The organism is Agromyces sp. C10 (assembly GCF_023217995.1).
Taxonomy (GTDB): Bacteria; Actinomycetota; Actinomycetes; order Actinomycetales; family Microbacteriaceae; genus Agromyces; species Agromyces indicus.
On record NZ_JALPSX010000003.1, the window covers coordinates 176,657 to 198,009 of the forward strand.

Below are 21,353 nucleotides of genomic sequence, written 5' to 3' on the forward strand. Positions count from 1 at the left end.
TCAGGGGCGCCGCGCGCCGACGGGGATCGGTCCCCGCATGCGAACGGCACCCGCGCGATGCGGGTGCCGTCCGGTTCGGGTGCTTGCGGGGAGTGCGGGCCGTGGGCCTGCCGGTCGAAGTCGGTCCGGGGACTGCGGCAGCCGGCCCGCAACGCGCGCGGGCGTCAGCCCGCGCGACGTGCTCGCGCGGCGCGGCGCTTGAGGGCGCGGCGCTCGTCTTCGCTGAGGCCGCCCCACACGCCCGAGTCCTGGCCGGTCTCGAGGGCGTACTGGAGGCAGATCTCGGTGACGGTGCATCGGGCGCAGACCGCCTTGGCCTTCTCGATCTGGTCGACGGCCGGTCCGGTGTTCCCAACGGGGAAGAAGAGTTCCGGGTCCGCGGTCAGGCAGGCGGCTTTGTCGCGCCAATCCATTCAGATGCTCCTTGCGTTGTCGATCCGCAGCAGACGCATGCGTGCGCTGCCGGGAACCGGCGAGGCTGCGGTGGGGGAAAGCCGAATCTCGGGAAGTAGGATCGTGGAAGATCGGCTCACGTCCCTGTGAGCATCAATTCGGCCTCATAAATGGTCGCATAGCGTGGGAAGTGAATCAAGAGTGCACTTTCGGAGAAGCCTGTGAATGGGCGGGACGCCGGCCGAGACGCGACGGCGTCCGCGCCGGGAGGGGTCCGGGCGGCACTGCTCACGGTCACCGTCCTGCTCTTCGCCGAGGCGGCGGCGCTCGCGGCAATGGTCGTGTGGCTCGTCATCGACCTGCTGGTGTTGCAGCCGTCGTCGTTCGCGACCGCGATCGCCCTCATCGTGATCACCGCCCTCGCGGCCGTCTGGGTCGCCGCCATCGCGGTGGCCTCGGTGCGGCGTGCGCCGTGGGCCCGAGCCGGCGCGATCGTCTGGCAGGTGCTGCAGCTGTCGATCGCGGTGGGTGCGTTCCAGGGCCTCTTCGCCCGCCCGGACATCGGGTGGGCGCTGCTCATCCCCGCGATCACGGTCGTCGGCCTGCTGCTCTGGCCGCCGGTCCGCGCGGCGTACGCGCGCGACGAGGACGCCTCGCACCCCACGGCCGGCTGACCCGCGATGCCGGCCTGACCGGAGCGGAGACGCCGCGGGCGGCCGCCGCATCGCGACGACCGCCCGGACGAACGGCGGGTCTCAGCCGTCGAGGCCGAGGTCCTTGCGGATGCGGGCGACGTGCCCGGTGGCCTTGACGTTGTACATGGGCTTGTCGATGCGGCCCTCCTCGTCGATGACGAAGGTCGAGCGGATGGCGCCCGTGACCGTCTTGCCGTAGAGCGACTTCTCGCCCCACGCGCCGTACGCCTGCTGCACCGCGAGGTCGGTGTCGGAGAGGAGCGGGAAGTTCAGGCCGTCGCGCTCGGCGAACTGCTTGAGCGTCGCGACGTCGTCCTTCGAGACGCCGACCACGCGCACGCCCGCGCCGGCGAACGAGTTGAGGTGGTCGCGGAAGTCGCAGGCCTCGGTGGTGCAGCCGGGCGTCATGGCGGCGGGGTAGAAGTAGAGCACGACCTTCTGCCCGCGGAAAGACGAGAGCGTGACGGGGTTGCCGTCCTGGTCGGGCAGGGTGAAGTCGGGGGCGAGGTCGCCGGGGGCGAGTCGAGCGTCGGTCATGCCCCAATCGTAGGCACGGCGACGGATGCCGCGGCGCGCGCCCCCGGCATCCGAGGCGCTCGGAACCTCAGGCGAACGTCGCGAGCAGGCGCTGCAGCGAGTCGAGGCGCACGCGCCCGGATTCGCCGAGCTCGCCGGCCTCGACGGCCTCGATGATCGCGCAGTCGGGGGAGTCCGGCAGGTGCGTGCAGCCGCGCGGGCAGTCCTCGGCGATGCGGGCCAGGTCGGCGAAGGCGCCGAGGATGTTCGAGGGGTCGACGTGCCCCAGGCCGAACGAGCGGACGCCGGGGGTGTCGATGACCCAGCCCGTCCGTCCGTCGTGCTCGAGGCGGAGGGAGACGGTCGAGGACGACGTGTGTCGCCCGCGGCCCGTGACCACGTTGACGTGCCCCGTGGCGCGATGGGCTTCGGGGACGAGGGCGTTCACCAGCGTCGACTTGCCGACGCCCGAGTGCCCGACGAAGACCGTGCGGTGGCCGACGAGCCGCTCGGCGATCTCGTCGAGCGGCATCGCGTCGGCGCGGCTGCGGAGCACCGGGAGGTCGAGCCCGGCGAAGTTCGCCAGGAACGGCTCGGGGTCGGCGAGGTCGGTCTTCGTCACGCACACGATCGGGGCGATCCCCGCGTCGTACGCGGCGACGAGGTAGCGGTCCACGAGGCGCACGCGCGGCTCGGGGTCGGCGGCGGCGATCACGATGAGCATCTGGTCGGCGTTCGCGACGATGACGCGCTCGACGGCGTCGGTGTCGTCGGCGCTGCGGCGAAGCAGGGTCGTGCGCTCCTGCACGCGTACGATGCGGGCCAGCGTGCCCTCGTCGCCCGATGTGTCGCCGACGAGGTCGACGCGGTCGCCGGTCACGACCGACTTGCGGCGCAGCTCGCTCGCGCGAGCGGCGGTGATCTCCCGTTCGGTCGGTTCGGCGTCGTCGACGAGCACGGTGTAGCGGCCGCGGTCGACGCCGAGCACGATCCCGGTCTCGGCGTCGGCATGCTCGGGACGCACCTTCGTGCGCGGCCGGCTCCCGCGGCGGCTGGGTCGGACCCGCACGTCGGACTCGTCGTACTGGTCGTACTCCGGCTCGTCCTCGTCGTCGGTGTCCCACCAGCTCATCCGAGCATCTGCTCCCAGAGCTCGGTGAACTGGGGCAGTGTCTTCGACGTCGATCCGATGTCGTCGACGACCACGCCCTCGACCGCGAGCCCCACGATGGCGCCCGAGGTCGCCATGCGGTGGTCGGCGTACGCCTTCCACTCCCCGCCGTGCAGCGGCGCGGGCTCGATGCGCAGGCCGTCGTCGAGCTCGGTCACCTGGCCGCCGAGGCCGTTGAGCTCGGCCGCGAGCGCCGCGAGCCGGTCGGTCTCGTGGTGTCGGATGTGCCCGATTCCCGTGAACGTGCTCGGCTCGTCGGCGAGCGCCGCGAGCGCCACGAGGTTGGGCACGAGCTCGCCCGCCTCCGAGAGGTCGAGCTCGACGCCGCGGATGCCGCGTCCGCCGTCCTCGGCGGGCTCGGGCGCGTGCACGGTGAGCCGGTCGCCGTCGCGCTCGACGCGGGCGCCGAACCGGGGGAGGAGATCGGCCAGGTGCGCGCCGACCTGCGTCGTCGCGGTGGGCCACCCGGAGATCGTGACGGACCCGCCCGCGACGACCGCTGCGACCAGGAACGGTGCCGCGTTCGAGAGGTCGGGCTCGATGTCGACGTCGCGTGCGGCGATGGGCCCCGGAGCGACGATCCAGCGGCCGACCGTGGGCTGCTCGACCGTGACGCCGCGCAGGGCGAGGGTCTCGATCGTCATCTCGATGTGGGGCAGGCTCGGCAGGCGTTCGCCGCTGTGCGTGAGGTCGAGCCCGCGCTCGAAGCGCGGTGCGGAGAGCAGCAGTCCCGAGACGAACTGGCTCGAGGCGGAGGCGTCGATGGCGAGTTCGCCGCCCGCGACCCGTCCGAACCCGTGCACCGTGAACGGCAGGGCGCCCCGACCGTCGTCGTCCAGGTCGACGCCGAGGCCGCGGAGGCCGTCGATCACGCCGCGCATCGGACGGCGACGGGCACCCTCGTCGCCGTCGAAGGTCGTGGGGCCGAGCGCGAGCGCCGCCACCGGGGGCAGGAACCGCATGACGGTGCCCGCGAGTCCGCAGTCGATCGTGGTCGACCCGACGAGCTCGTCGGTCGGCGTGACCCGGAGGTCGTCGCCGAACCCGCCGGCACCCGGCATCCGCTCGAACCCGACGCCGAGCTGCCGCAGCCCCTCGATCATGAGCTCGCTGTCGCGCGACCACAGGGGAGCGCGGAGCGTCGAGGGTCCGTCGGCGAGCGCGGCGAGGACGAGTTCGCGGTTGGTGAGCGACTTCGAACCCGGCAGCGACAGGGTCGCCGCGAGCGGGGCCGACGCCACCGGCGCACGCCATCCGTCATCCGACCCCACCTGGCGGTTGTCGCCGTACGGGTCGAACTCGGGCGCGGAATACCTCGAAAGCTGCATCGGTTACCAACAGTAGCGCTCGGCGGAACGGGAAGGAGTTGGTGCGTGTGACGATGACGGTGCTCGACCGCCCGGTGGTCTCGGAGCCTCAGGACCTAGGATGGCCCCTGATGACCGCCGACGACACCGCGAACCAGGCCGACCCCGATCGGCCCGACGACGAGACGCGCGACCTCGGAGCGCTGTTCGAGGAGCAGGCGCTGCCGTTCATCGACCAGCTCTACGCGGCCGCGCTGCGCATGACCAAGAACCCGGCCGACGCGCAGGACCTCGTGCAGGAGACGTTCGTGAAGGCGTACGCCGCCTTCGGGTCGTTCACGCAGGGCACGAACCTGAAGGCGTGGCTGTACCGCATCCTCACCAACACCTTCATCAACACGTACCGCAAGAAGCAGCGGGAGCCCTACCAGGGCACGATCGACGACCTCGAGGACTGGCAGCTCGGCGGTGCCGAGTCGACGACCGCGTCCTCGAGCCGCTCAGCCGAGGCGGAGGCGATCGACCACCTCCCCGACTCGGCCGTGAAGGACGCGCTCCAGGCCCTTCCCGAGGACTTCCGCCTGGCCGTGTACTTCGCCGACGTCGAGGGGTTCTCCTACCAGGAGATCGCCGACATGATGAACACCCCCATCGGGACCGTGATGAGCCGCCTGCACCGTGGCCGGCGCCTGCTCCGCGAGTCCCTCGCCGAATACGCGACCGAGCAGGGCATCGCCGTCGCGCCGGCGACCACCCGATCCCGGAGGAGCACGAAATGACGGACTGCGGCTGCGAGAAGGCCAAGGCCGAGCTCGAGGAATACCTGCACAACGAGCTGTGCAGTGCGGATGCCGCCGACATCCGCGAGCACATGGAGCACTGCGAGGACTGCCGCGGCGAGCTGCGCGTCGGCGTGGCGATCACCGAGGTCGTGCAGCGGGCGTGCCGCGAGACGGCGCCCGAGGAACTGCGCCTCATGGTCATGACGCGCATCCGCGACATCCAGTCCGGGCACGGCGTCCTCGTCGACTGATCCCGGCGGTTCGCCGTCCGGCGGGCGGGCGCGGTCCGAACTTTCGATGGACGCGCCGGGCGGTGCCCGTTCCGTACCGTCGGTGACGATGAACGAGACCGCCACCCCCGCCAAGCGCCCCGGACGTGTGCCCACGTGGCTCCGAGTGCTCATCCCGACCGTCCTCATCCTCGTCTGGTTCGCGCTGTTCGGCGCGGGCGGTGCCGCGTTCGGCACGATCAGCGAGGTGCAGCAGAACGACCAGGCGTCGTTCCTGCCGGCCTCGGCCGAGGCCACGGAGGTCAACGACCTCCAGGACGGCTTCCGGGACTCCGACAACGTCCCCGCGATCGTGATCGTCGCGACCGACGACGGCACGGAGCTCACCGAGGCGCAGCTCGCCGACGTCGAGGCGCTGCGCGACGACGTGCTCGACGTCGAGGGCGTCGTCGCCGACGAGACGTCGCCGGTCATCCCGTCGGAGGACGGCGAGGCCGCCCAGTTCGTCGCCTCGGTCGCGCCCGGCGAGGGCGAGGAGGGCTCCGGCGTCACCATCGAGGAGATGCGGGCGCTGCTCGAGGAGTCGGCGATCGACGGCACGACGGCCGCCGTCACGGGACCCGCCGGCTTCACCGCCGACCTCGCCGAGGCGTTCTCGGGCATCGACGGCCTGCTCCTGCTCGTGGCCCTGTCGGCCGTGCTCGTGATCCTGGTCGTCGTCTACCGCTCGCCGCTGCTGCCGATCATCGTGCTCTTCACGAGCCTCACGGCGCTGACCGCCTCCGTGTTCACGGTCGTGCAGCTCGCGCAGGCCGACCTGCTCCTGCTCTCGGGCCAGACGCAGGGCATCCTCTTCATCCTCGTCATCGGCGCCGCGACCGACTACGCGCTGCTCTACATCGCGCGGTACCGCGAGGCGCTCGCCCAGCACGAGCGCAAGTGGGATGCCACGTGGGCGGCGCTGAAGGGCTCGTGGGAGCCCATCGCGGCGTCGGCCGGCACCGTCATCGTCGCGCTCCTCATCCTGCTCGCGAGCGAACTCAACTCGAACAAGATCCTCGGCCCGGTCGCGGCCATCGGCATCGCGTTCGCGCTGCTCGCCGCCCTCACGCTGCTCCCGGCGCTGCTCCTCTGGGCCGGGCGCGTGGCCTTCTGGCCGCGCCGCATCGCCCGGCCGGATGTCACGGCCGCAGACCCCTCGCACGGGCGTCACGCCGACGTCGTCGACGACCGCGCTGCGGGCGAGCGGGGACTGTGGGGCGCCGTCGGACGCCTCGTGTCCCGCCGCCCCCGCACGGTGTGGATCCTCTCCACCCTCCTGCTCGCAGTGATGTCGATCGGCCTCGTCCGACTCGACGCCGACGGCGTCCCGTCGAGCGAGTTCATCCTCGGCGAGTCGCAGGCCCGCGACGGCCAGGAGCTCGTGAGCGAGCACTTCCCCGGCGGCTCCGGCACCCCGGCCGTCATCATCGGGCCGGAGGACGACCTGCAGGAGATGGCCGACGTCGCGCTCGGCGTCGACGGCGTGGCATCCGTCGCGGTGCTGTCGACCGACTCGCCCGCGGGCAGCGCGCCCGTCACCGAGGACGGCGTGCAGGCCTTCGGCCCGCCCGGCACGCCCGCGCCCGAGCCGACCGTCGTGGACGGCAACGTGCTGCTCCAGGCCACCCTCGACGACCCGTCCGACTCGGCCGAGGCGGAGGCGACGGTCGTGGACCTGCGCGCGGCCCTCGACGAGGTCGGCGAGGACGTGCTCGTCGGCGGCCCGACCGCGGTGGCGCTCGACACGAACGAGGCGGCGGTGAACGACCAGCGCCTCATCATCCCGCTCGTGCTGCTCGCGATCCTCGTGATCCTCATGCTGCTGCTGCGCGCCGTGGTCGCACCGCTCATCCTGATCGCGAGCGTCGTGCTCTCGTTCGCGGCGGCCCTCGGCGTCTCGGCGCTCGTCTTCGAGTTCATCCTCGGGTTCCCCGGCGCCGACCCGTCCGTCCCGCTCTTCGGGTTCGTGTTCCTCGTCGCGCTCGGCGTCGACTACAACATCTTCCTCATGACCCGCGTGCGGGAGGAGGCCATGCGGCACGGCACGCGCGAGGGCATCCTCCGCGGGCTGCGGCTCACCGGCGGGGTCATCACGTCGGCCGGGCTCGTGCTCGCCGCGACCTTCGCCGCGCTCGGCGTGCTACCGATCCTGTTCCTCGCGCAGATCTCGTTCATCGTCGCCTTCGGCGTGCTGCTCGACACGTTCCTGGTGCGGACCCTGCTCGTGCCGGCCGCCTCGTACGACATCGGCCGGGCGATCTGGTGGCCGAGTCGGCTCGCGCGCGAGGAACGACGCCACGGCGTGCACGCGGCGCCCGACACCGACGAGCCGTCGTCGGACGGCGCCGAGGCGGTCCCGGCGGAGGCGAGCGCAGACTTCGCGGGCGGGGACACGGCCGACGCGGCCGAGCCTCCGCGACGCGACCCGGTCCAAGCCGGGTGACGGACCGCCGGCCGCGGCGGCACCGCCCACGCCACCGCCGCGGCCGGCTTCCCCTCCACGAGGGGAGAACGGAACGAGCGGATGCCCCCACTGGAGGCATCCGCTCGTTTCGCGTTTCGCGGCTAGCGGCTGAGCGCCCGCTTCACCAGGTCGGCCTGCTCGGCGGCGTGGCGCTTGGCCGAACCGGTCGCGGGCGACGCCGCGGCCGGGCGGGCCACCACGCGCACCTCGCGGGGACCGAGCTTGTTCGTCTCGATGATGAAGAACGGCCACGCGCCCTGGTTCTCCGGCTCGTCCTGCGCCCAGACCAGCTCGGCGTTCGGGTACGAGTCGGCGACGGCCTTGAGCTCCGCGGCGGGGAGCGGGTAGTACTGCTCGAGGCGCACCAGCGCGATCTCCGGGTCGGGGCGCTTCTCGAGCTCGGCGAGCAGGTCGTAGTAGAGCTTGCCGGCCATGAACACGACCCGCTTCACCGCGGCCTTGTCGGTGATCCGCGCATCGTCGATCACCGGCTCGAACCGGCCCTGCGTGAAGTCCGAGACCTCGCTCGTCGCACCGCGGAGGCGGAGCATCGCCTTCGGCGTGAAGACCACGAGCGGACGGCGCGGACGGGCGTACGCCTGACGGCGGAGCAGGTGGAAGTACGACGCGGGGGTCGACGGACGCGCGACGGTCATGTTGTTCTCGGCGCACATCTGCAGGTACCGCTCGATGCGGGCGCTCGAGTGGTCGGGGCCCTGGCCCTCGTACCCGTGCGGCAGCAGCAGGACCACGCTCGAGCGCTGGCCCCACTTCTGCTCGGCAGACGAGATGAACTCGTCGATCACGATCTGCGCGCCGTTGGCGAAGTCGCCGAACTGCGCCTCCCACAGGACGAGGGCGTCGGCGCGCTCGACCGAGTACCCGTACTCGAACGCCATCGCCGCGTACTCCGACAGCAGCGAGTCGTAGATCCAGAACCGCGCCTGCTGGTCGCCCAGGTTCTGCAGCGGCAGCCACTCCTGGCCGTTCGCCCGGTCGTGCAGGACGGCGTGGCGCTGCACGAACGTGCCGCGTCGCGCATCCTGGCCGACGAGGCGGACCGGAGTGCCCTCGAGCAGGAGCGAGCCGAGGCTCAGCAGTTCGCCGAAGCCCCAGTCGATCTTGCCGTTGCGGCTCATGTCGACCCGCTTGGCGAGCAGCTGCTGGATCTTCGGGTGCACCGTGAAGCCGTTGGGCTTGTTGGCGAACGCGTCGCCGACCGCGTGCACGACCTCGAGCGACACGCCCGTGGTCTCGGGCTCGCCCGCGGCGGGCTCGGGCTGCAGGTCGTCGGCGCCGACGATCGGGATCGCACCGGTCTGGGCCGCATGCGTCTCCGCGAAGGCGCGCTCGAGGCGGTCCTGGAAGTCGCGGTGCGCGTTCTCGTACTCCTCCTCGGTGATGTCGCCGCGTCCGACGAGCGCCTCGGTGTACAGCTTGCGGACCGAGCGCTTGGCCTCGATGAGGTTGTACATGAGCGGCTGCGTCATCGACGGGTCGTCGCCCTCGTTGTGGCCGCGGCGGCGGTAGCACACGAGGTCGATCACGACGTCGCGCTTGAACTCCTGGCGGTACCGGAACGCGAGTTCCGCGACGCGGACGACGGCCTCGGGGTCGTCGCCGTTCACGTGGAACACGGGGGCCTGGATGGCCTTCGCGACATCCGTCGAGTAGATCGAGGACCGTGCGTCGCCGGGGACGGTCGTGAAGCCGACCTGGTTGTTCACGACCACGTGGATGGTGCCGCCCGTGCGGTAGGCGCGCAGCTGCGACATCTGCAGGGTCTCGAACACGACGCCCTGACCGGCCATCGCCGCGTCGCCGTGCACGAGGATCGGCAGGATCGAGAACGAGCCGACCGGCTTGCGGTCCTGCTTGGCGCGGACGATGCCCTCGAGCACGCCGTCCACCGCTTCGAGGTGCGACGGGTTGGCGGCCAGCGACACGGGGATCTGCGTGCCGTCGTCGGCGGTGAAGGTGCCCTCGGTGCCGAGGTGGTACTTCACGTCGCCCGAGCCGGAGAAGCCCTTGGTGTCCTGCGTTCCCTCGAACTCGCGGAACACCTGGCCGTACGTCTTGCCCGCGATGTTCGTGAGCACGTTGAGGCGGCCGCGGTGCGCCATGCCGATGGCGACCTCGTCGAGGCCCTCCTTCGCGGCGCCCTGCAGCACCTCGTCGAGCAGCGCGATCATCGACTCGCCGCCCTCGAGGCTGAAGCGCTTCTGGCCGACGTACTTCGTCTGCAGGAACGTCTCGAACGCCTCGGCCTCGTTGAGCTTGCTGAGGATCCGCATCTGCTCGTCGTGCGTGGGCTTCTCGTACTTGCGCTCGACCTGGTGCTGGATCCACTTGCGCTGCACCGGGTCCTGGATGTGCATGTACTCGATGCCGATCGTGCGGCAGTACGAGTCGCGGAGCACGCCGAGGATGTCGCGCAGGAGCGCCGTGCGCTTGTCGCCGAACCCGCCGGTGACGAACTCGCGGTCGAGGTCCCAGAAGGTGAGGCCGTGGCTCTCGAGGTCGAGGTCGGGGTGCGAGCGCTGCACGTACTCGAGCGGGTCGATGTCGGCCATCATGTGGCCGCGCACCCGGAACGAGTTGATGAGCTCCTGGACGCGCGCGGTCTTGTCGATCGCGCTCGCGATGTCGACGGAGATGTCCTCGTTCCACTTGATGGGCTCGTAGGGCAGGCGCAGCGCCGCGAAGATGTCCTGGTAGAAGTTCCGCTCGCCGATGAGCAGCTCGTGGACCTTCTTCAGGAACTCGCCCGAACCCGCGCCCTGGATGACGCGGTGGTCGTAGGTCGAGGTGAGCGTGATGGTCTTGCCGATGGCGAGGTTCGCGAGCGTCTTCTCGCTCGCGCCCTGGAACTCGGCCGGGTACTCGAGGGCGCCCGCGCCGATGATGCAGCCCTGCCCCTTCATGAGGCGCGGCACGGAGTGCACGGTGCCGATGCCGCCGGGGTTCGTGAGCGAGATCGTCGCGCCCTTGAAGTCGTCGGCGGTGAGCTTGTTGGTGCGAGCGCGACGCACGAGGTCCTCGTACGCGCCGAGGTACTCGTTGAAGGTCATGGTCTCGGCGCGCTTGATCGCCGGGACCAGCAGCGAACGCGTGCCGTCGGGCTTGGGCAGGTCGATCGCGATGCCGAGGCCGATGTGGGCGGGCTTCACGAGGGCCGGCTTGCCGTCGACCTCGGTGTAGGAGACGTTCTGGCTCGGGAACTCCTTCAGCGCCTGGATCAGCGCCCACCCGATGAGGTGCGTGAACGAGATCTTGCCACCGCGCGTGCGCCGGAGGTGGTTGTTGATCACGATCCGGTTGTCGATCATGAGCTTCGCGGGCACGGTGCGCACGCTGGTCGCGGTGGGCACCGTGAGCGACGAATCCATGTTCGCGGCGAGGGTCTTCGGCATGCCCTTCAGCGGCACGATCTCGTCTTCGCGCTCGCCGCCGTCGGGCTGCTGCTGCGGGCCCGTGACGGGCACGTCGGCCGGGACGGGCGCGGTGCGCGGTGCGACCGAGGTGGTGCGCGCCTCGGGCGCCTGGCCGACCACGGCGTTCGGCGAGGTGCTCGGGCCGGTGGATGCCGCGGGCTCGGCCGGCTGCGCGTTCGGCTGGGCGGCGGGCGCCTGGGCGTCGGCCTGCGGCGCGGCGGCCTCGGACCGCGGCTGGTCGGGTGCGGGGGCAGCGGCGGGTGCCTCGGCGGCGGGTGCCTCGGCGGCCGGAGCCGGGGCGGATGCGTCGGGCGTCGCGGTCTCGGCCTGCTCGCCGGCGGCCTGGTACACCGCGGCCTCATCGGGCATGGTCGCGGAGGTGGCCGGTGCGGGCTGCTCGCCGTTGGACTTGACCCTGCGGTACTGCTCGAGCACGGGGCGCCACGTCTCGTCGACCGAATCCGGGTCGGCGAGGAACCGCTCGTACATCTCGTCCACGAGCCATTCGTTGGCTCCGAACTCCGCCGCAGTCGTCTCTTCGGACCCCGACCCGGTCAATTGGCTCGACACAGCCTCTCGCCCACTCTCTCCATTGATGGATGCTCACCTGGTGGCGTGGCGCGCGCAGCACGTCGCGGAACGCCCCATCAAGCCTAAACCCGTTCGGGGAGCACTCGGCACCGCTTGCGATCGGCATCGGAGTGTGCGCGCATCGATCGCGTCGATCCGCCGCGGCCGCCGCTCTCGGGTGGCACCCACCACGCCCGAATACGCTGGGTGGCATGCAGTTCTATCGCACGACGCCGCGGCACGACCTCACGTACTCCGACGTCTTCCTCGTGCCGAGCCGCTCCGGCGTGACGAGCCGGCTCGACGTGTCGCTCGCGCCCGACGACGGGTCGGGCGCCAGCATCCCCATCGTGTCGGCGAACATGAACTCCGTCACCGGGCCGAGGCTCGCGGCGACGCTGGCCCGGCGCGGCGGCATCGGCGTGCTGCCGCAGGACCTGCCGCTCCAGGAGCTCGACGACGCCATCCGCTGGGTCAAGTCGCGGCCTGCGCGGTTCGACGTGCCCCACGCCTTCTCGGCCGACCAGACCGTCGCCGACGCCCTCGAGGTGCTCCCGCCCGTCGAGGGCCACGGCATCGTCCTGCACGACGACGACGGCCGGTACGCCGGCACCATCCCCGCCGCCCGGCTCGCGACGGCGCTGGCCGACGCACGGCTCGGCGACCTCGTCCACGGCGCCATCCCGTCGCTCGACGCCGACGACGTCGACACGCCCCGCCGGGCGTTCGACCTCATGGTCGACGCGGGCATCGACTTCGCCCCCGTGCTCGAGCACGGTCGCGTCATCGGCACCCTGAGCCGCCGCAGCGCCCTGCGCGGCACCGTCTCCGAGCCCAACACGGATGCCTCGGGGCGGCTCCGGGTCGCCGCGGCGATCGGCATCAACGGCGACGTCGAGGCGAAGGCCCGCGCGCTCGCCGCCGCCGGCGTCGACATGCTCGTCGTCGACACCGCGCACGGCCACCAGGAGGGCATGATCCGCGCCGTGCGCGCGGTGAAGGCGGCCGGGCTCGGCATCCCGATCGTCGCCGGCAACATCGTGACCGCCGACGCGGTGGCCGACCTCGTCGCCGCGGGCGCCGACGTGCTGAAGGTGGGCGTCGGTCCGGGCGCCATGTGCACGACGCGGATGATGACGGCCGTCGGCCGGCCCCAGTTCTCGGCCGTGCTCGAGACCTCCGAGGCGGCCCGCGAGGCCGGCGCAGCGGTGTGGGCCGACGGGGGAGTGCGCTACCCGCGCGACGTGGCGCTCGCGCTCGCCGCGGGCGCGGCATCCGTCATGATCGGCTCGTGGTTCGCGGGCACCATCGAGGCACCGGGCACGCTGCGCCGCGACCTCGACGGCCGCGTGTACAAGGAGAGCTGGGGCATGGCCTCGACCAAGGCGGTCAAGGAGCGGTTCGGCCGGCTGTCGCCGTACGAGCTCGCCCGCAAGGAGCTCTTCGCCGAGGGCATCTCGTCGTCCGCGATCTATCTCGACCCGCTCCGGCCGTCGCTTGAGGACCTGCTCGACATGATCACCTCGGGCGTCCGCAGCTCGTTCACGTACGCCGGGGCGCGCAGCGTGCCGGAGTTCCGCGAGCGGGCGCTCGTGGGGATCCAGTCGGCCGCGGGCTACGAGGAGGGCAAGGCGCTGCCGGTCAGCTGGTAGCGGTCGAGAGGCGGATGCCGCAGCGAACGCACCGGTGGTCCGTGACGCGGCATTCGTGCGGCATCCGTCGATATACTGGGCCGCACAATGGACGACCCTCCTTCTGCCAGTTCGCCCGGCCATAGACCCTCGCCCGTGACCGAACGGGGAGGTGCGGATGTCTGAGTGGATCCTCCTCGGCATCGGACTCCTCCTCACGATCGGCACGGGCCTGTTCGTTGCGAGCGAGTTCGCGCTCGTCAACCTCGACCGCGCCGACCTCGAGTCGCGCCGCGCGAAGGGGGAGTCGCGACTCGGCCTCACCATCGAGGCGCTCAAGATCACCTCGACGCACCTGTCGAGCGCGCAGCTGGGCATCACGCTCACCACGCTGCTCACCGGTTACACGATGGAGCCGGCGATCTCGTCGCTCCTCGCCGATCCGCTGCGCTCGATCGGGCTGCCCGACGGGCTCATCCGCCCCGTCGGCGCGGTCACCGCGGTGGTCGTCGCGACCCTCCTGTCGATGATCATCGGCGAGCTCGTGCCGAAGAACTTCGCGCTCGCGCTGCCGCGGCAGACCGCCAAGGTGGTCGTGCCGTTCCAGACCGCCTTCACGTGGGTGTTCCGTCCCGCGATCGCCGTGCTGAACGGCAGCGCGAACCGCCTGCTGCGCGCCATGGGCATCGAACCCAAGGAGGAGCTCTCCGGGGCGCGGTCGGCCGAGGAGCTCTCGAGCCTCGTCCGGCGCTCGGCCAGCGCGGGGCTGCTCGAGCAGGACACCGCGACGCTCCTCGGCCGGACGCTGCGCTTCTCGGAGCACGACGCGTCCGACGTCATGACGCCGCGCCCGCGCGTGGCGGCCGTGCAGCGGCTCGAACCGGCGGAGGCCGTCATCGAGCTCGCGCGGCAGACGGGCTTCTCGAGGTTCCCGGTCTACGACGAGAACCTCGACGACGTGGTCGGCCTCGTGCACGTGAAGCAGGCCGTCGCCGTGCCGCGCGAGAAGCGCGACCAGGTTCCGGTCTCGGCGCTGCAGTCCGAGGCGCTGCGGGTTCCCGAGACGATGAAGCTCGACCTGCTCCTCGGCGAGCTGCGCGGGCGCGGCTACCAGATGGCCGTCGTGGTCGACGAGTACGGCGGCACCGCCGGTGTCGTGACCCTCGAAGATCTCGTGGAGGAGCTCGTCGGCGAGGTCGCCGACGAGCACGATCGCACGCGAGCGGGCGTCGTCCGACGCGGCGAGTTCGTGAGCTTCCCCGGGATGCTGCGTCCCGACGAGCTGCTCGATCGCACGGGCATCCAGGTGCCCGAGGACGGCGCCTACGAGACCGTCGCGGGCTACGTCATGAGCGTGCTCGGCCGCCTGCCCGCGGTGGGCGACGAGGTCGAGGTCGAGGGCGGCCGCTTCCGCGTGCAGCGCCTCGACGGTCGCCGCATCGACCGCATCCAGTTCACCCCGGCGACCGCGCGGACGCACGCCGACGTGCTGACGGAGGTGGAGCGATGAGCGACTGGGCCGGCCTCGCCTGGCTGTTCGTGCTGCTCGCGGGCAACGCGTTCTTCGTCGGCGCCGAGTTCGCCGTCATCTCGGCGCGCCGATCGCAGATCGAGCCGCTCGCCGAGCGCGGCAAGCGCAGCGCCAAGACTGCGCTGTGGGCCATGGAGCACGCCACGCTCATGCTCGCCATGAGCCAGCTCGGCATCACGATCTGCTCCCTGCTGATCCTCACCGTCTCGGAACCGGCGATCCACCACCTGCTCGAGTACCCGCTCGGGCTCACGGGGTGGTCGCCCCAGGTCGTGTCCACGGTGGCGTTCGTCATCGCGCTGCTGCTCGTGTCGTACCTGCACGTCGTGCTCGGCGAGATGGTCCCGAAGAACCTCTCGTTCTCGCTGCCCGACCGCGCCGTGCTCGTGCTCGCGCCGCCGCTCGTGTTCATCGCGCGCGTGTTCCGGCCGGTGATCGTCGTGCTGAACGCCATCGCCAACGGCGTGCTGCGCCTCTTCGGCGTCGAACCGAAGAACGAGGCGACCTCGACCTACACGCTCGAAGAGGTGCAGACGATCGTCGACCAGTCCCGCCGCGAGGGCATCCTCGCCGACGCGAGCGGCACGCTCACGGCCGCCTTCGAGTTCACGACCAAGCGGGTCGAGGACGTGGCGGTCCCCATGGACGAGCTGGTCTGCCTGCCGGCGGATGCCACCCCGGCCGACGTCGAACGCGCCGTGGCCCGTCGCGGCTTCTCGCGCTACGTGCTGGCCGGCGACGACGGCGAGCCCAACGGCTACGTGCACCTCAAGGACGTCATCGACCTCGACGACGACGAGTTCGACGATCCGATCCCGGCCAAGCGCGTGCGTCGCCTCGTGTCGATCTTCGACGGGACCGACCTCGAGGACGCCCTCGCCACGATGCGGCGCCTCGGCACCCACGTGGCGCGCGCCTTCGACGGCGACGGCGCCACGACCGGTGTGATCTTCCTCGAGGACATCATCGAGGAGCTCGTCGGCGAGGTGCAGGACGCGACCCGGAGGGGGTGATCCGCCCGCCCCTCGATCCACCGTGATCGGGGGGCGCGGGTCGATGGGCGCGGGCGTAGAATTCGCGCGTCACGAAAGCTGAGGTGCACTCATGTTCGAGAACTCCATCATGATGGCCACGCTGCCCGCCTCCGACCTCGAGCGGGCGCGCCGGTTCTGGCACGACGTCCTGGGCCTCGACCCGGTCCGCAGCGACTGGGGCGGCGACTTCTACGCGGTCGGCGGCAGCGGCGTGCTCGTCTACGAGTCGCAGTTCGCCGGCACGAACAAGGCGACCGCGCTGTCGATCATGACCGACGACCTGGATCGCGACATGGCCGCCCTCCGTGCGAAGGGCGTCGCGTTCCACGACTACGACCTGCCGGGCCTCACGACGACGGACGGGGTCGTCGACATGGACGGCGAACGCGGCGCCTGGTTCGACGACAGCGAGGGCAACATCATCGCGCTGGCCCAGCCGACCCGGGTCACCATGGACGAGGCGAGGGGCATGCTCTCGGCAGCGGGCGCCTGAGCCGGATCTCGCTCACCACTCGCCGTCGTTCAGGTCCGGTCGCGCACGGACGTACTGCGGCGGCCACATCGACGTGTCGGCGCCGAGTTCGTGCGCTGCCCGCAGGGCGAAGTGCGGATCCCGCATCATCGCCTTCCCGAACATCACCGCGTCGGCCGCGCCGGAGGCCACGAGCGCCTCGGCCTGCGCCGGCGTGGTGATCCGGCCGACCGCCGACACGGAGACGCCCGCGCGGTCGCCGACGAACTCCGCATGCGCCGCCTGGTAGGCGGGGCCGACCGGGATCCGCACGTCGCGGACCAGGCCGCCCGTGGAGATGTCGAAGAAGTCGGCCCCGACTTCGGCCGCCCACCCGGCCGCGATCGAGGTCTGCTCCTCGTCCCACCCTCCGGGCGCCCAATCGGTCGCCGAGAACCGGACGAACAGCGGCATCCGCTCGCCGATCTCGTCGCGCACGGCGCGGACGATCTCGAGCAGCAGGCGCGCGCGGTTCTCGAGCGAGCCGCCCCAGCGATCGTCGCGCCGGTTCGACAGCGGCGAGAGGAACTGGTGGACCAGGTAGCCGTGCGCCGCGTGCACCTCGACGAGGTCGAAGCCGGCGTCGACCGCGCGGCGCGCCGCCGCCCGGAAGTCGTCGATGACCGCGAGGATGCCGGACTCGTCGAGCGCCGTCGGCTCGCGCAGTCCGTCGAACGCCACCGCCGAGGGCGCGACCGTGGGCCAGCCGCCCTCCTCGATCGGCTGGGAGCCGGGCAGGCGGCGGAACTCCGGCCACACCGAGGCCTTCCGCCCGGCGTGCGCCAGCTGGATGCCCGAGGCCGCACCCTGGGAGCGGAGGAACGCCGTGATCCGGGACCACGCCTCGGCCTGCGCGTCGTTCCAGAGCCCCGTGTCGTGGTCGGAGATGCGGCCCTCGGGGCTCACGGCCGTGGCCTCGGCCATGACGAGCCCCGCGCCGCCCGCCGCCATCGCGCCGAGGTGGACGAGGTGCCAGTCGTGCGGGACGCCGTCGCGGGCGGTCACCGAGTACTGGCAGAGCGGCGGAACCCAGACGCGGTTGCGGATCTCGAGCTCGCGGATGGTGATCGGGCGGAACAGCGCCGGAGTCGTCGCCGCCGCCGGGGTCGTGCCGCGCTCGCGCGGTCGGGGCGCGGACGCGTTCGGCGCGGGAATGGTCGAGGGCATGCCCCTCAACCTATCGTTGGGGCATGGGCACCGGGACCTGGCGCGAATGGACCGCCGACGACGCATCCGAATGGCTGAGCGAGCCCGGTGCCGACGACGACAAGTACCGCCGGGGCGTGCTCGGCGTCATCACCGGATCGCCCGATTACCCCGGTGCGGCGGTGCTCGGCGTGGAGGCCGCGCACCGCACCGGCGTGGGCATGGTGCGCTTCACCGGGCCCCGCGCCGTGCGGCAGGCGGTCATCGCCGCGCGCCCCGAGACGGTCGGGGTCGCGGGCCGGGTCCAGGCGTGGCTCCTCGGCTCGGGCATGGACGCGTCGCACCGATCCTTCCTGCTCGCGGGCGAGCTGCAGCACGCGCTCGCCTCGGGGCAGCCGACCGTGCTCGACGCGGGAGGGCTCGACCTCGTCGGGTCGCACACCGCGCCGACGGTGATCACGCCGCACGCGCGCGAGCTCGCGAACCTGCTGAACGAACGCGACATCCCGACATCGGTGGAGGAGGTCGAGGCCGACCCGGCGGGGTGGGCGGACCGCGCCGCCCGCGAGCTCGACGTCGCGGTGCTGCTGAAGGGCGCCGTCACTCACGTGACCGACCCCGACGGCACCCGCCTCACGGTGACGGTCCGGACGCACTGGCTCGCGAGCGCGGGCACGGGCGACGTGCTCGGCGGGATCGTGGGCGCTCTCGCGGCGACGCACCACGAGCGGCTCGCCGCGGATGCCACGGCCATCACGCGTCTCGCCGCGACCGCGGCCTACGTGCACGCCGAGGCGGCGCGCCGGGCGAGCGCCGCGTGGGACGGCGGTCCGGTCACCGCGCTCGACGTGGCGCACGCCGTTCCGCCCGTGATCGGCGGGCTCCTGCGGCGCTGACGGCGGAGTCGTGTCAGTGACCGGGAGCAGCGTCGAGCAGGTGACGTCGGACGCGCCGCCACGCGGTATCCGCCGGCTGCTCGGCGGCCGCGCCGCGGCGTGGGGCGCCTTCGTGCTCGTCCACGCGATGCTGGCCGGCCTGAACCTGTTCGCGCCGGGCTATCCGATGGGGGATGTCACGGGCGTGTACCTGGTGTGGGCGGAGACCGCACAGCAGGGATGGCTGCGGATGGGGATCGACACCCCGTGGGTGTACCCGATCCTCGCGTTCGCGCCCATGACCGCCGCGCTCGCGTTCGGTGCCGAGTGGTACGGCGAGGCCTGGCTCGCCATGGTGACCGTGCTCGACGCGTTCGCGTTCGCGGTGCTGCTCGGCCGCGGGACCCTGTCGGTGCGCCGTCGCGCCGCAGCCTGGTGGTGGGTCGCCTTCCTCGCGATGCTCGGCCCCATCGCGCTCGGGCGCATCGACGCGGTGACCGTGCCGTTCGCGATCGTGGGACTCCTCTGGGCGGCCGGCCGGCCGCGGGTCGCCGCGATGCTGCTCACGGTCGGCGCCTGGATCAAGGTCTGGCCCGCTGCGCTCGTGGCGAGCCTCGTCGTCGCGCTGCGCCGGCGCGGGGAGGTCGCGGTGATGGCCGCGGCGCTGTCGGCCGGCATCCTCGGCGTGAGCCTCATCGCCGGGTCGGGCCTGAACGCGTTCGGCTTCGTGGCCCAGCAGGCCGGCCGCGGCCTCCAGGTCGAGGCGCCGCTCGCCGTGCCGTGGCTGTGGTGGATCGTCGCCGGAACCGACGAGGCGACGATCGAGTACGACCGTGGCATCCTCACCTTCCAGGTCGAGGGGCCGGGCGTCGAGGTGGCGTCGGCGCTGACCACCCCGCTCATGGCGATCGCGGTGGCCGCGGTCCTCGCCCTCGGCATCCGCGCCGCGATGCGGCGGGCGCCGGTCGTGGCACTCCTGCCGCCGCTCGCCCTTGCCTTCATCGTCGCCCTGATGCTCGCGAACAAGGTGGGCTCGCCCCAGTTCGTCACCTGGCTCGCCGCCCCGGTGATCCTCGGCATCGCCCTCGGCGGGGGGCGCTTCCTGACGCCGGCGGCGATGACCGCCGCGATCGCGCTGCTCACCCACGTGATCTACCCGTACTGGTACGGCTGGCTGCTCATCGCGAATCCCGGCTTCGTGCTGCTGCTCACGCTGAAGGTCGTCCTGCTGGCTGCGCTGCTCGCGTGGGCCCTCGTGCGCGTGTGGCAGGCTGGGTCCGCGCGCCGGCCGCCGGTGGTCGATGCCTCCGCCTGAGCGGCGTGCGCGCAGAGAGGGGAGCACCATGCTGGTCGCATTCTCGGTCGCGCCGAGCGGCACGGGTCGGAAGGACGCCTCGGTCCACGACGCGGTCGCCGCCGCGGTGCGGATCGTCCGCGAGTCCGGCCTGCCCAACCGGACGACGTCGATGTTCACCGAGATCGAGGGGGAGTGGGACGAGGTCTTCGCGGTCGTGAAGGCGGCCACCGAGGCGGTGGGCGACTACGGTTCGCGGGTCTCGCTCGTGCTGAAGGCCGACATCCGGCCGGGCTGGTCGAACGAGCTCGAGGCCAAGGTCGACCGTCTCGAGGCGGCGATCGAGAACGACGGATGACGCCCGCCCGGGCGGTCCGCGCCGGAGGCTGACCCCCCCGCGCCGCGATTATCGAATCGATTCGATCCGTGGCAGAATCGTGCGGGTGACTCGCCTCCCGCACGCGCCGACGACCCTGTCGCCGGCTCGCATCCGCCTCGCGCTCATCGCCCTCGCGATGGGCGGGTTCGGCATCGGCGCGACCGAGTTCGTCGCGATGGGCCTGCTGCCCGACATGGCCCTCGACCTCCTGCCCGGACTCGCCGCGACCTCGACCGAGGCCGCCAACGCGGCCGCGGGCTGGATCATCTCCGCCTACGCCCTCGGGGTCGTCGTCGGCGCCCCCACGATCGCCGCGGCCGCGGCGCGATGGCCGCGCAAGCAGCTCCTGCTGACCCTGCTCGCCGCGTTCACGCTCGGCACCGTGGCATCCGCCCTGCTGCCGACGTTCGAGCTCGTGGTGGCCGCGCGCTTCGTCGCCGCCCTGCCGCACGGCGCCTACTTCGGCATCGCGTCGCTCGTCGCGGCGAACCTCATGGGCCCCGGCAAGCGCGGGCGCGGCGTCGCCCTCGTGCTCTCCGGACTCACCATCGCGAACGTCGTCGGCGTGCCCGCGATCACCTGGCTGGGCCAGCTCGCGGGCTGGCGCATCGCCTACCTCGCGGTCGCCGCGATCTTCGCCGCCACGTTCGTCGCCGTGCTCGCGGCCGTGCCGTGGCAGCCCGGCGACCCGGCCGCGACGATCGGCCGCGAGCTGCGGATCTTCACGCGCACGCAGGCGTGGTTCGCACTCGGGATCGGGGCGATCGGCTTCGGCGGCCTCTTCGCCGTGTACAGCTACGTGGCTCCCCTCGCCACCGAGGTGACGGGACTCGACGCCGCCCTCGTGCCGGTCGTGCTCATCGTGATCGGACTCGGGATGACGATCGGCAACTTCGTCGGCGGTCGCCTCGCCGACTGGAGCGTGCGCCGATCGATGTACCTGGGGTTCGGCATCATGGCCGCGTCGCTCGTGGTGCTCGCGCTGACCGCGTCGAACCCCGTCGGCCTCATCACGGGCCTCTTCCTCGTGGGCGGGTCGGCGTCGGCGTTGTCGCCCACCATCCAGATGCGGCTCATGGACATCGCACGCGACAGCCAGTCGATCGCCGCCGCACTGAACCACTCGGCGCTGAACATCGGCAACAGCCTCGGGGCCATCCTCGGCGGCGTGGTGATCGCCGCCGGCCTCGGCTACGTCGCCCCGGTCTGGGTCGGGCTCGCGCTGACGCTCGCGGGCACCGTGCTCGCCCTGGCGTCGTTCGGGCTCGATCGAGCGCGCCTCCGCCGCGGCATCCCGATGCCCTCGGTCACCGGCGCCATGCCCGCGATCGGGGACTGAGCCGCTCGC

General features: G+C 72.1%; 18 protein-coding genes. 12 read left to right on the forward strand and 6 right to left on the reverse strand.

Annotation, left to right across the window (positions count from 1 at the left end; genetic code table 11):
* Positions 1-164 precede the first annotated feature (164 nt).
* On the reverse strand, positions 165-413 hold the full coding sequence (locus M1L56_RS04600; protein WP_055859573.1) for a WhiB family transcriptional regulator: 249 nt from the start codon (positions 411-413) through the stop codon (positions 165-167).
* Positions 414-614: 201 nt separating this feature from the next.
* Between M1L56_RS04600 and M1L56_RS04605 the strand changes: the two genes are divergently transcribed.
* Positions 615-1,067 (forward strand): hypothetical protein, encoded by a 453-nt coding sequence (locus M1L56_RS04605; RefSeq protein WP_248598354.1) that lies wholly within the window; start codon positions 615-617, stop codon positions 1,065-1,067.
* An 81-nt stretch (positions 1,068-1,148) separates the two neighbouring features.
* On the opposite strand, the gene bcp is transcribed toward M1L56_RS04605, so the two are convergent.
* The 3 genes from bcp to aroA form a co-directional block, all read right to left on the reverse strand.
* On the reverse strand, positions 1,149-1,625 hold the full coding sequence (gene bcp / locus M1L56_RS04610) for a thioredoxin-dependent thiol peroxidase (RefSeq protein WP_248598355.1): 477 nt from the start codon (positions 1,623-1,625) through the stop codon (positions 1,149-1,151).
* Between the two features lie 67 nt (positions 1,626-1,692).
* Positions 1,693-2,736: a ribosome small subunit-dependent GTPase A gene (gene rsgA, locus M1L56_RS04615; protein ID WP_067945155.1), complete on the reverse strand. Its 1,044-nt coding sequence runs from the start codon at positions 2,734-2,736 to the stop codon at positions 1,693-1,695.
* On the reverse strand, positions 2,733-4,103 hold the full coding sequence (gene aroA / locus M1L56_RS04620; protein WP_248598356.1) for a 3-phosphoshikimate 1-carboxyvinyltransferase: 1,371 nt from the start codon (positions 4,101-4,103) through the stop codon (positions 2,733-2,735). Before aroA ends, rsgA begins: the two co-directional genes overlap by 4 nt.
* Positions 4,104-4,213: 110 nt before the next feature.
* Here aroA and M1L56_RS04625 point away from each other — a divergent pair, with 110 nt between their 5' ends.
* The 3 genes from M1L56_RS04625 (at position 4,214) to M1L56_RS04635 (ending at position 7,579) form a co-directional block, all read left to right on the forward strand.
* Complete coding sequence (locus M1L56_RS04625; RefSeq protein ID WP_248598357.1) at positions 4,214-4,861, forward strand: sigma-70 family RNA polymerase sigma factor; 648 nt, start codon at positions 4,214-4,216, stop codon at positions 4,859-4,861.
* A complete protein-coding gene (locus M1L56_RS04630) occupies positions 4,858-5,115 on the forward strand; it encodes a zf-HC2 domain-containing protein (RefSeq protein WP_067945159.1) in 258 nt (85 codons plus the stop codon). Before M1L56_RS04625 ends, M1L56_RS04630 begins: the two co-directional genes overlap by 4 nt.
* Positions 5,116-5,203: 88 nt before the next feature.
* Positions 5,204-7,579: an MMPL family transporter gene (locus tag M1L56_RS04635; RefSeq protein ID WP_248598358.1), complete on the forward strand. Its 2,376-nt coding sequence runs from the start codon at positions 5,204-5,206 to the stop codon at positions 7,577-7,579.
* Between the two features lie 122 nt (positions 7,580-7,701).
* Here M1L56_RS04635 and M1L56_RS04640 read toward each other — a convergent pair whose 3' ends face one another.
* On the reverse strand, positions 7,702-11,604 hold the full coding sequence (locus tag M1L56_RS04640; protein WP_082846880.1) for a multifunctional oxoglutarate decarboxylase/oxoglutarate dehydrogenase thiamine pyrophosphate-binding subunit/dihydrolipoyllysine-residue succinyltransferase subunit: 3,903 nt from the start codon (positions 11,602-11,604) through the stop codon (positions 7,702-7,704).
* Between the two features lie 212 nt (positions 11,605-11,816).
* Between M1L56_RS04640 and M1L56_RS04645 the strand changes: the two genes are divergently transcribed.
* The 4 genes from M1L56_RS04645 to M1L56_RS04660 all read left to right on the forward strand — a co-directional run bounded on the left by M1L56_RS04645 (position 11,817) and on the right by M1L56_RS04660 (position 16,293).
* Positions 11,817-13,256 carry a GuaB1 family IMP dehydrogenase-related protein gene (locus M1L56_RS04645; protein WP_067945164.1) on the forward strand — a complete coding sequence of 480 codons (1,440 nt, stop codon included), beginning with the start codon at positions 11,817-11,819 and terminating at the stop codon, positions 13,254-13,256.
* 157 nt (positions 13,257-13,413) lie between these two features.
* Complete coding sequence (locus M1L56_RS04650) at positions 13,414-14,745, forward strand: hemolysin family protein (RefSeq protein ID WP_067945166.1); 1,332 nt, start codon at positions 13,414-13,416, stop codon at positions 14,743-14,745.
* Positions 14,742-15,779, forward strand: a complete 1,038-nt coding sequence (locus M1L56_RS04655; RefSeq protein WP_067945168.1) for a hemolysin family protein — start codon at positions 14,742-14,744, stop codon at positions 15,777-15,779. The genes M1L56_RS04650 and M1L56_RS04655 overlap by 4 nt, the downstream gene beginning before the upstream one ends.
* A 91-nt stretch (positions 15,780-15,870) precedes the next feature.
* Entirely contained in the window at positions 15,871-16,293 is a 423-nt protein-coding gene (locus M1L56_RS04660; RefSeq protein WP_067945170.1) for a VOC family protein, read from the forward strand.
* Positions 16,294-16,305: 12 nt separating this feature from the next.
* Here the strand turns inward: M1L56_RS04660 and M1L56_RS04665 are convergent, their stop codons facing one another.
* Positions 16,306-17,478 (reverse strand): NADH:flavin oxidoreductase/NADH oxidase, encoded by a 1,173-nt coding sequence (locus M1L56_RS04665; RefSeq protein ID WP_248598359.1) that lies wholly within the window; start codon positions 17,476-17,478, stop codon positions 16,306-16,308.
* A 23-nt stretch (positions 17,479-17,501) separates the two neighbouring features.
* On the opposite strand from M1L56_RS04665, the gene M1L56_RS04670 reads away from it, so the two are divergent.
* The 4 genes from M1L56_RS04670 (at position 17,502) to M1L56_RS04685 (ending at position 21,344) form a co-directional block, all read left to right on the forward strand.
* On the forward strand, positions 17,502-18,353 hold the full coding sequence (locus M1L56_RS04670; RefSeq protein WP_067945172.1) for an ADP/ATP-dependent (S)-NAD(P)H-hydrate dehydratase: 852 nt from the start codon (positions 17,502-17,504) through the stop codon (positions 18,351-18,353).
* 16 nt (positions 18,354-18,369) lie between these two features.
* Complete coding sequence (locus M1L56_RS04675; protein ID WP_248598360.1) at positions 18,370-19,647, forward strand: glycosyltransferase 87 family protein; 1,278 nt, start codon at positions 18,370-18,372, stop codon at positions 19,645-19,647.
* Between the two features lie 28 nt (positions 19,648-19,675).
* Positions 19,676-19,984, forward strand: coding sequence for a thiamine-binding protein (locus M1L56_RS04680; RefSeq protein WP_067945174.1), 309 nt, complete (start codon positions 19,676-19,678; stop codon positions 19,982-19,984).
* A 157-nt stretch (positions 19,985-20,141) separates the two neighbouring features.
* A complete protein-coding gene (locus M1L56_RS04685; RefSeq protein WP_248598427.1) occupies positions 20,142-21,344 on the forward strand; it encodes an MFS transporter in 1,203 nt (400 codons plus the stop codon).
* Positions 21,345-21,353: the final 9 nt, after the last annotated feature.

What these genes read in the sequence shown, in the direction of transcription:
- M1L56_RS04600 (WP_055859573.1), bottom strand. Translation starts at nt 413, where the DNA reads ATGGATTGGCGCGACAAAGCCGCCTGCCTGACCGCGGACCCGGAACTC.
- bcp (WP_248598355.1), bottom strand. Translation starts at nt 1,625, where the DNA reads ATGACCGACGCTCGACTCGCCCCCGGCGACCTCGCCCCCGACTTCACC.
- rsgA (WP_067945155.1), bottom strand. Translation starts at nt 2,736, where the DNA reads ATGAGCTGGTGGGACACCGACGACGAGGACGAGCCGGAGTACGACCAG.
- aroA (WP_248598356.1), bottom strand. Translation starts at nt 4,103, where the DNA reads ATGCAGCTTTCGAGGTATTCCGCGCCCGAGTTCGACCCGTACGGCGAC.
- M1L56_RS04625 (WP_248598357.1), top strand. Translation starts at nt 4,214, where the DNA reads ATGACCGCCGACGACACCGCGAACCAGGCCGACCCCGATCGGCCCGAC.
- M1L56_RS04630 (WP_067945159.1), top strand. Translation starts at nt 4,858, where the DNA reads ATGACGGACTGCGGCTGCGAGAAGGCCAAGGCCGAGCTCGAGGAATAC.
- M1L56_RS04635 (WP_248598358.1), top strand. Translation starts at nt 5,204, where the DNA reads ATGAACGAGACCGCCACCCCCGCCAAGCGCCCCGGACGTGTGCCCACG.
- M1L56_RS04645 (WP_067945164.1), top strand. Translation starts at nt 11,817, where the DNA reads ATGCAGTTCTATCGCACGACGCCGCGGCACGACCTCACGTACTCCGAC.
- M1L56_RS04650 (WP_067945166.1), top strand. Translation starts at nt 13,414, where the DNA reads ATGTCTGAGTGGATCCTCCTCGGCATCGGACTCCTCCTCACGATCGGC.
- M1L56_RS04655 (WP_067945168.1), top strand. Translation starts at nt 14,742, where the DNA reads ATGAGCGACTGGGCCGGCCTCGCCTGGCTGTTCGTGCTGCTCGCGGGC.
- M1L56_RS04660 (WP_067945170.1), top strand. Translation starts at nt 15,871, where the DNA reads ATGTTCGAGAACTCCATCATGATGGCCACGCTGCCCGCCTCCGACCTC.
- M1L56_RS04665 (WP_248598359.1), bottom strand. Translation starts at nt 17,478, where the DNA reads ATGCCCTCGACCATTCCCGCGCCGAACGCGTCCGCGCCCCGACCGCGC.
- M1L56_RS04670 (WP_067945172.1), top strand. Translation starts at nt 17,502, where the DNA reads ATGGGCACCGGGACCTGGCGCGAATGGACCGCCGACGACGCATCCGAA.
- M1L56_RS04680 (WP_067945174.1), top strand. Translation starts at nt 19,676, where the DNA reads ATGCTGGTCGCATTCTCGGTCGCGCCGAGCGGCACGGGTCGGAAGGAC.
- M1L56_RS04685 (WP_248598427.1), top strand. Translation starts at nt 20,142, where the DNA reads ATGGGCGGGTTCGGCATCGGCGCGACCGAGTTCGTCGCGATGGGCCTG.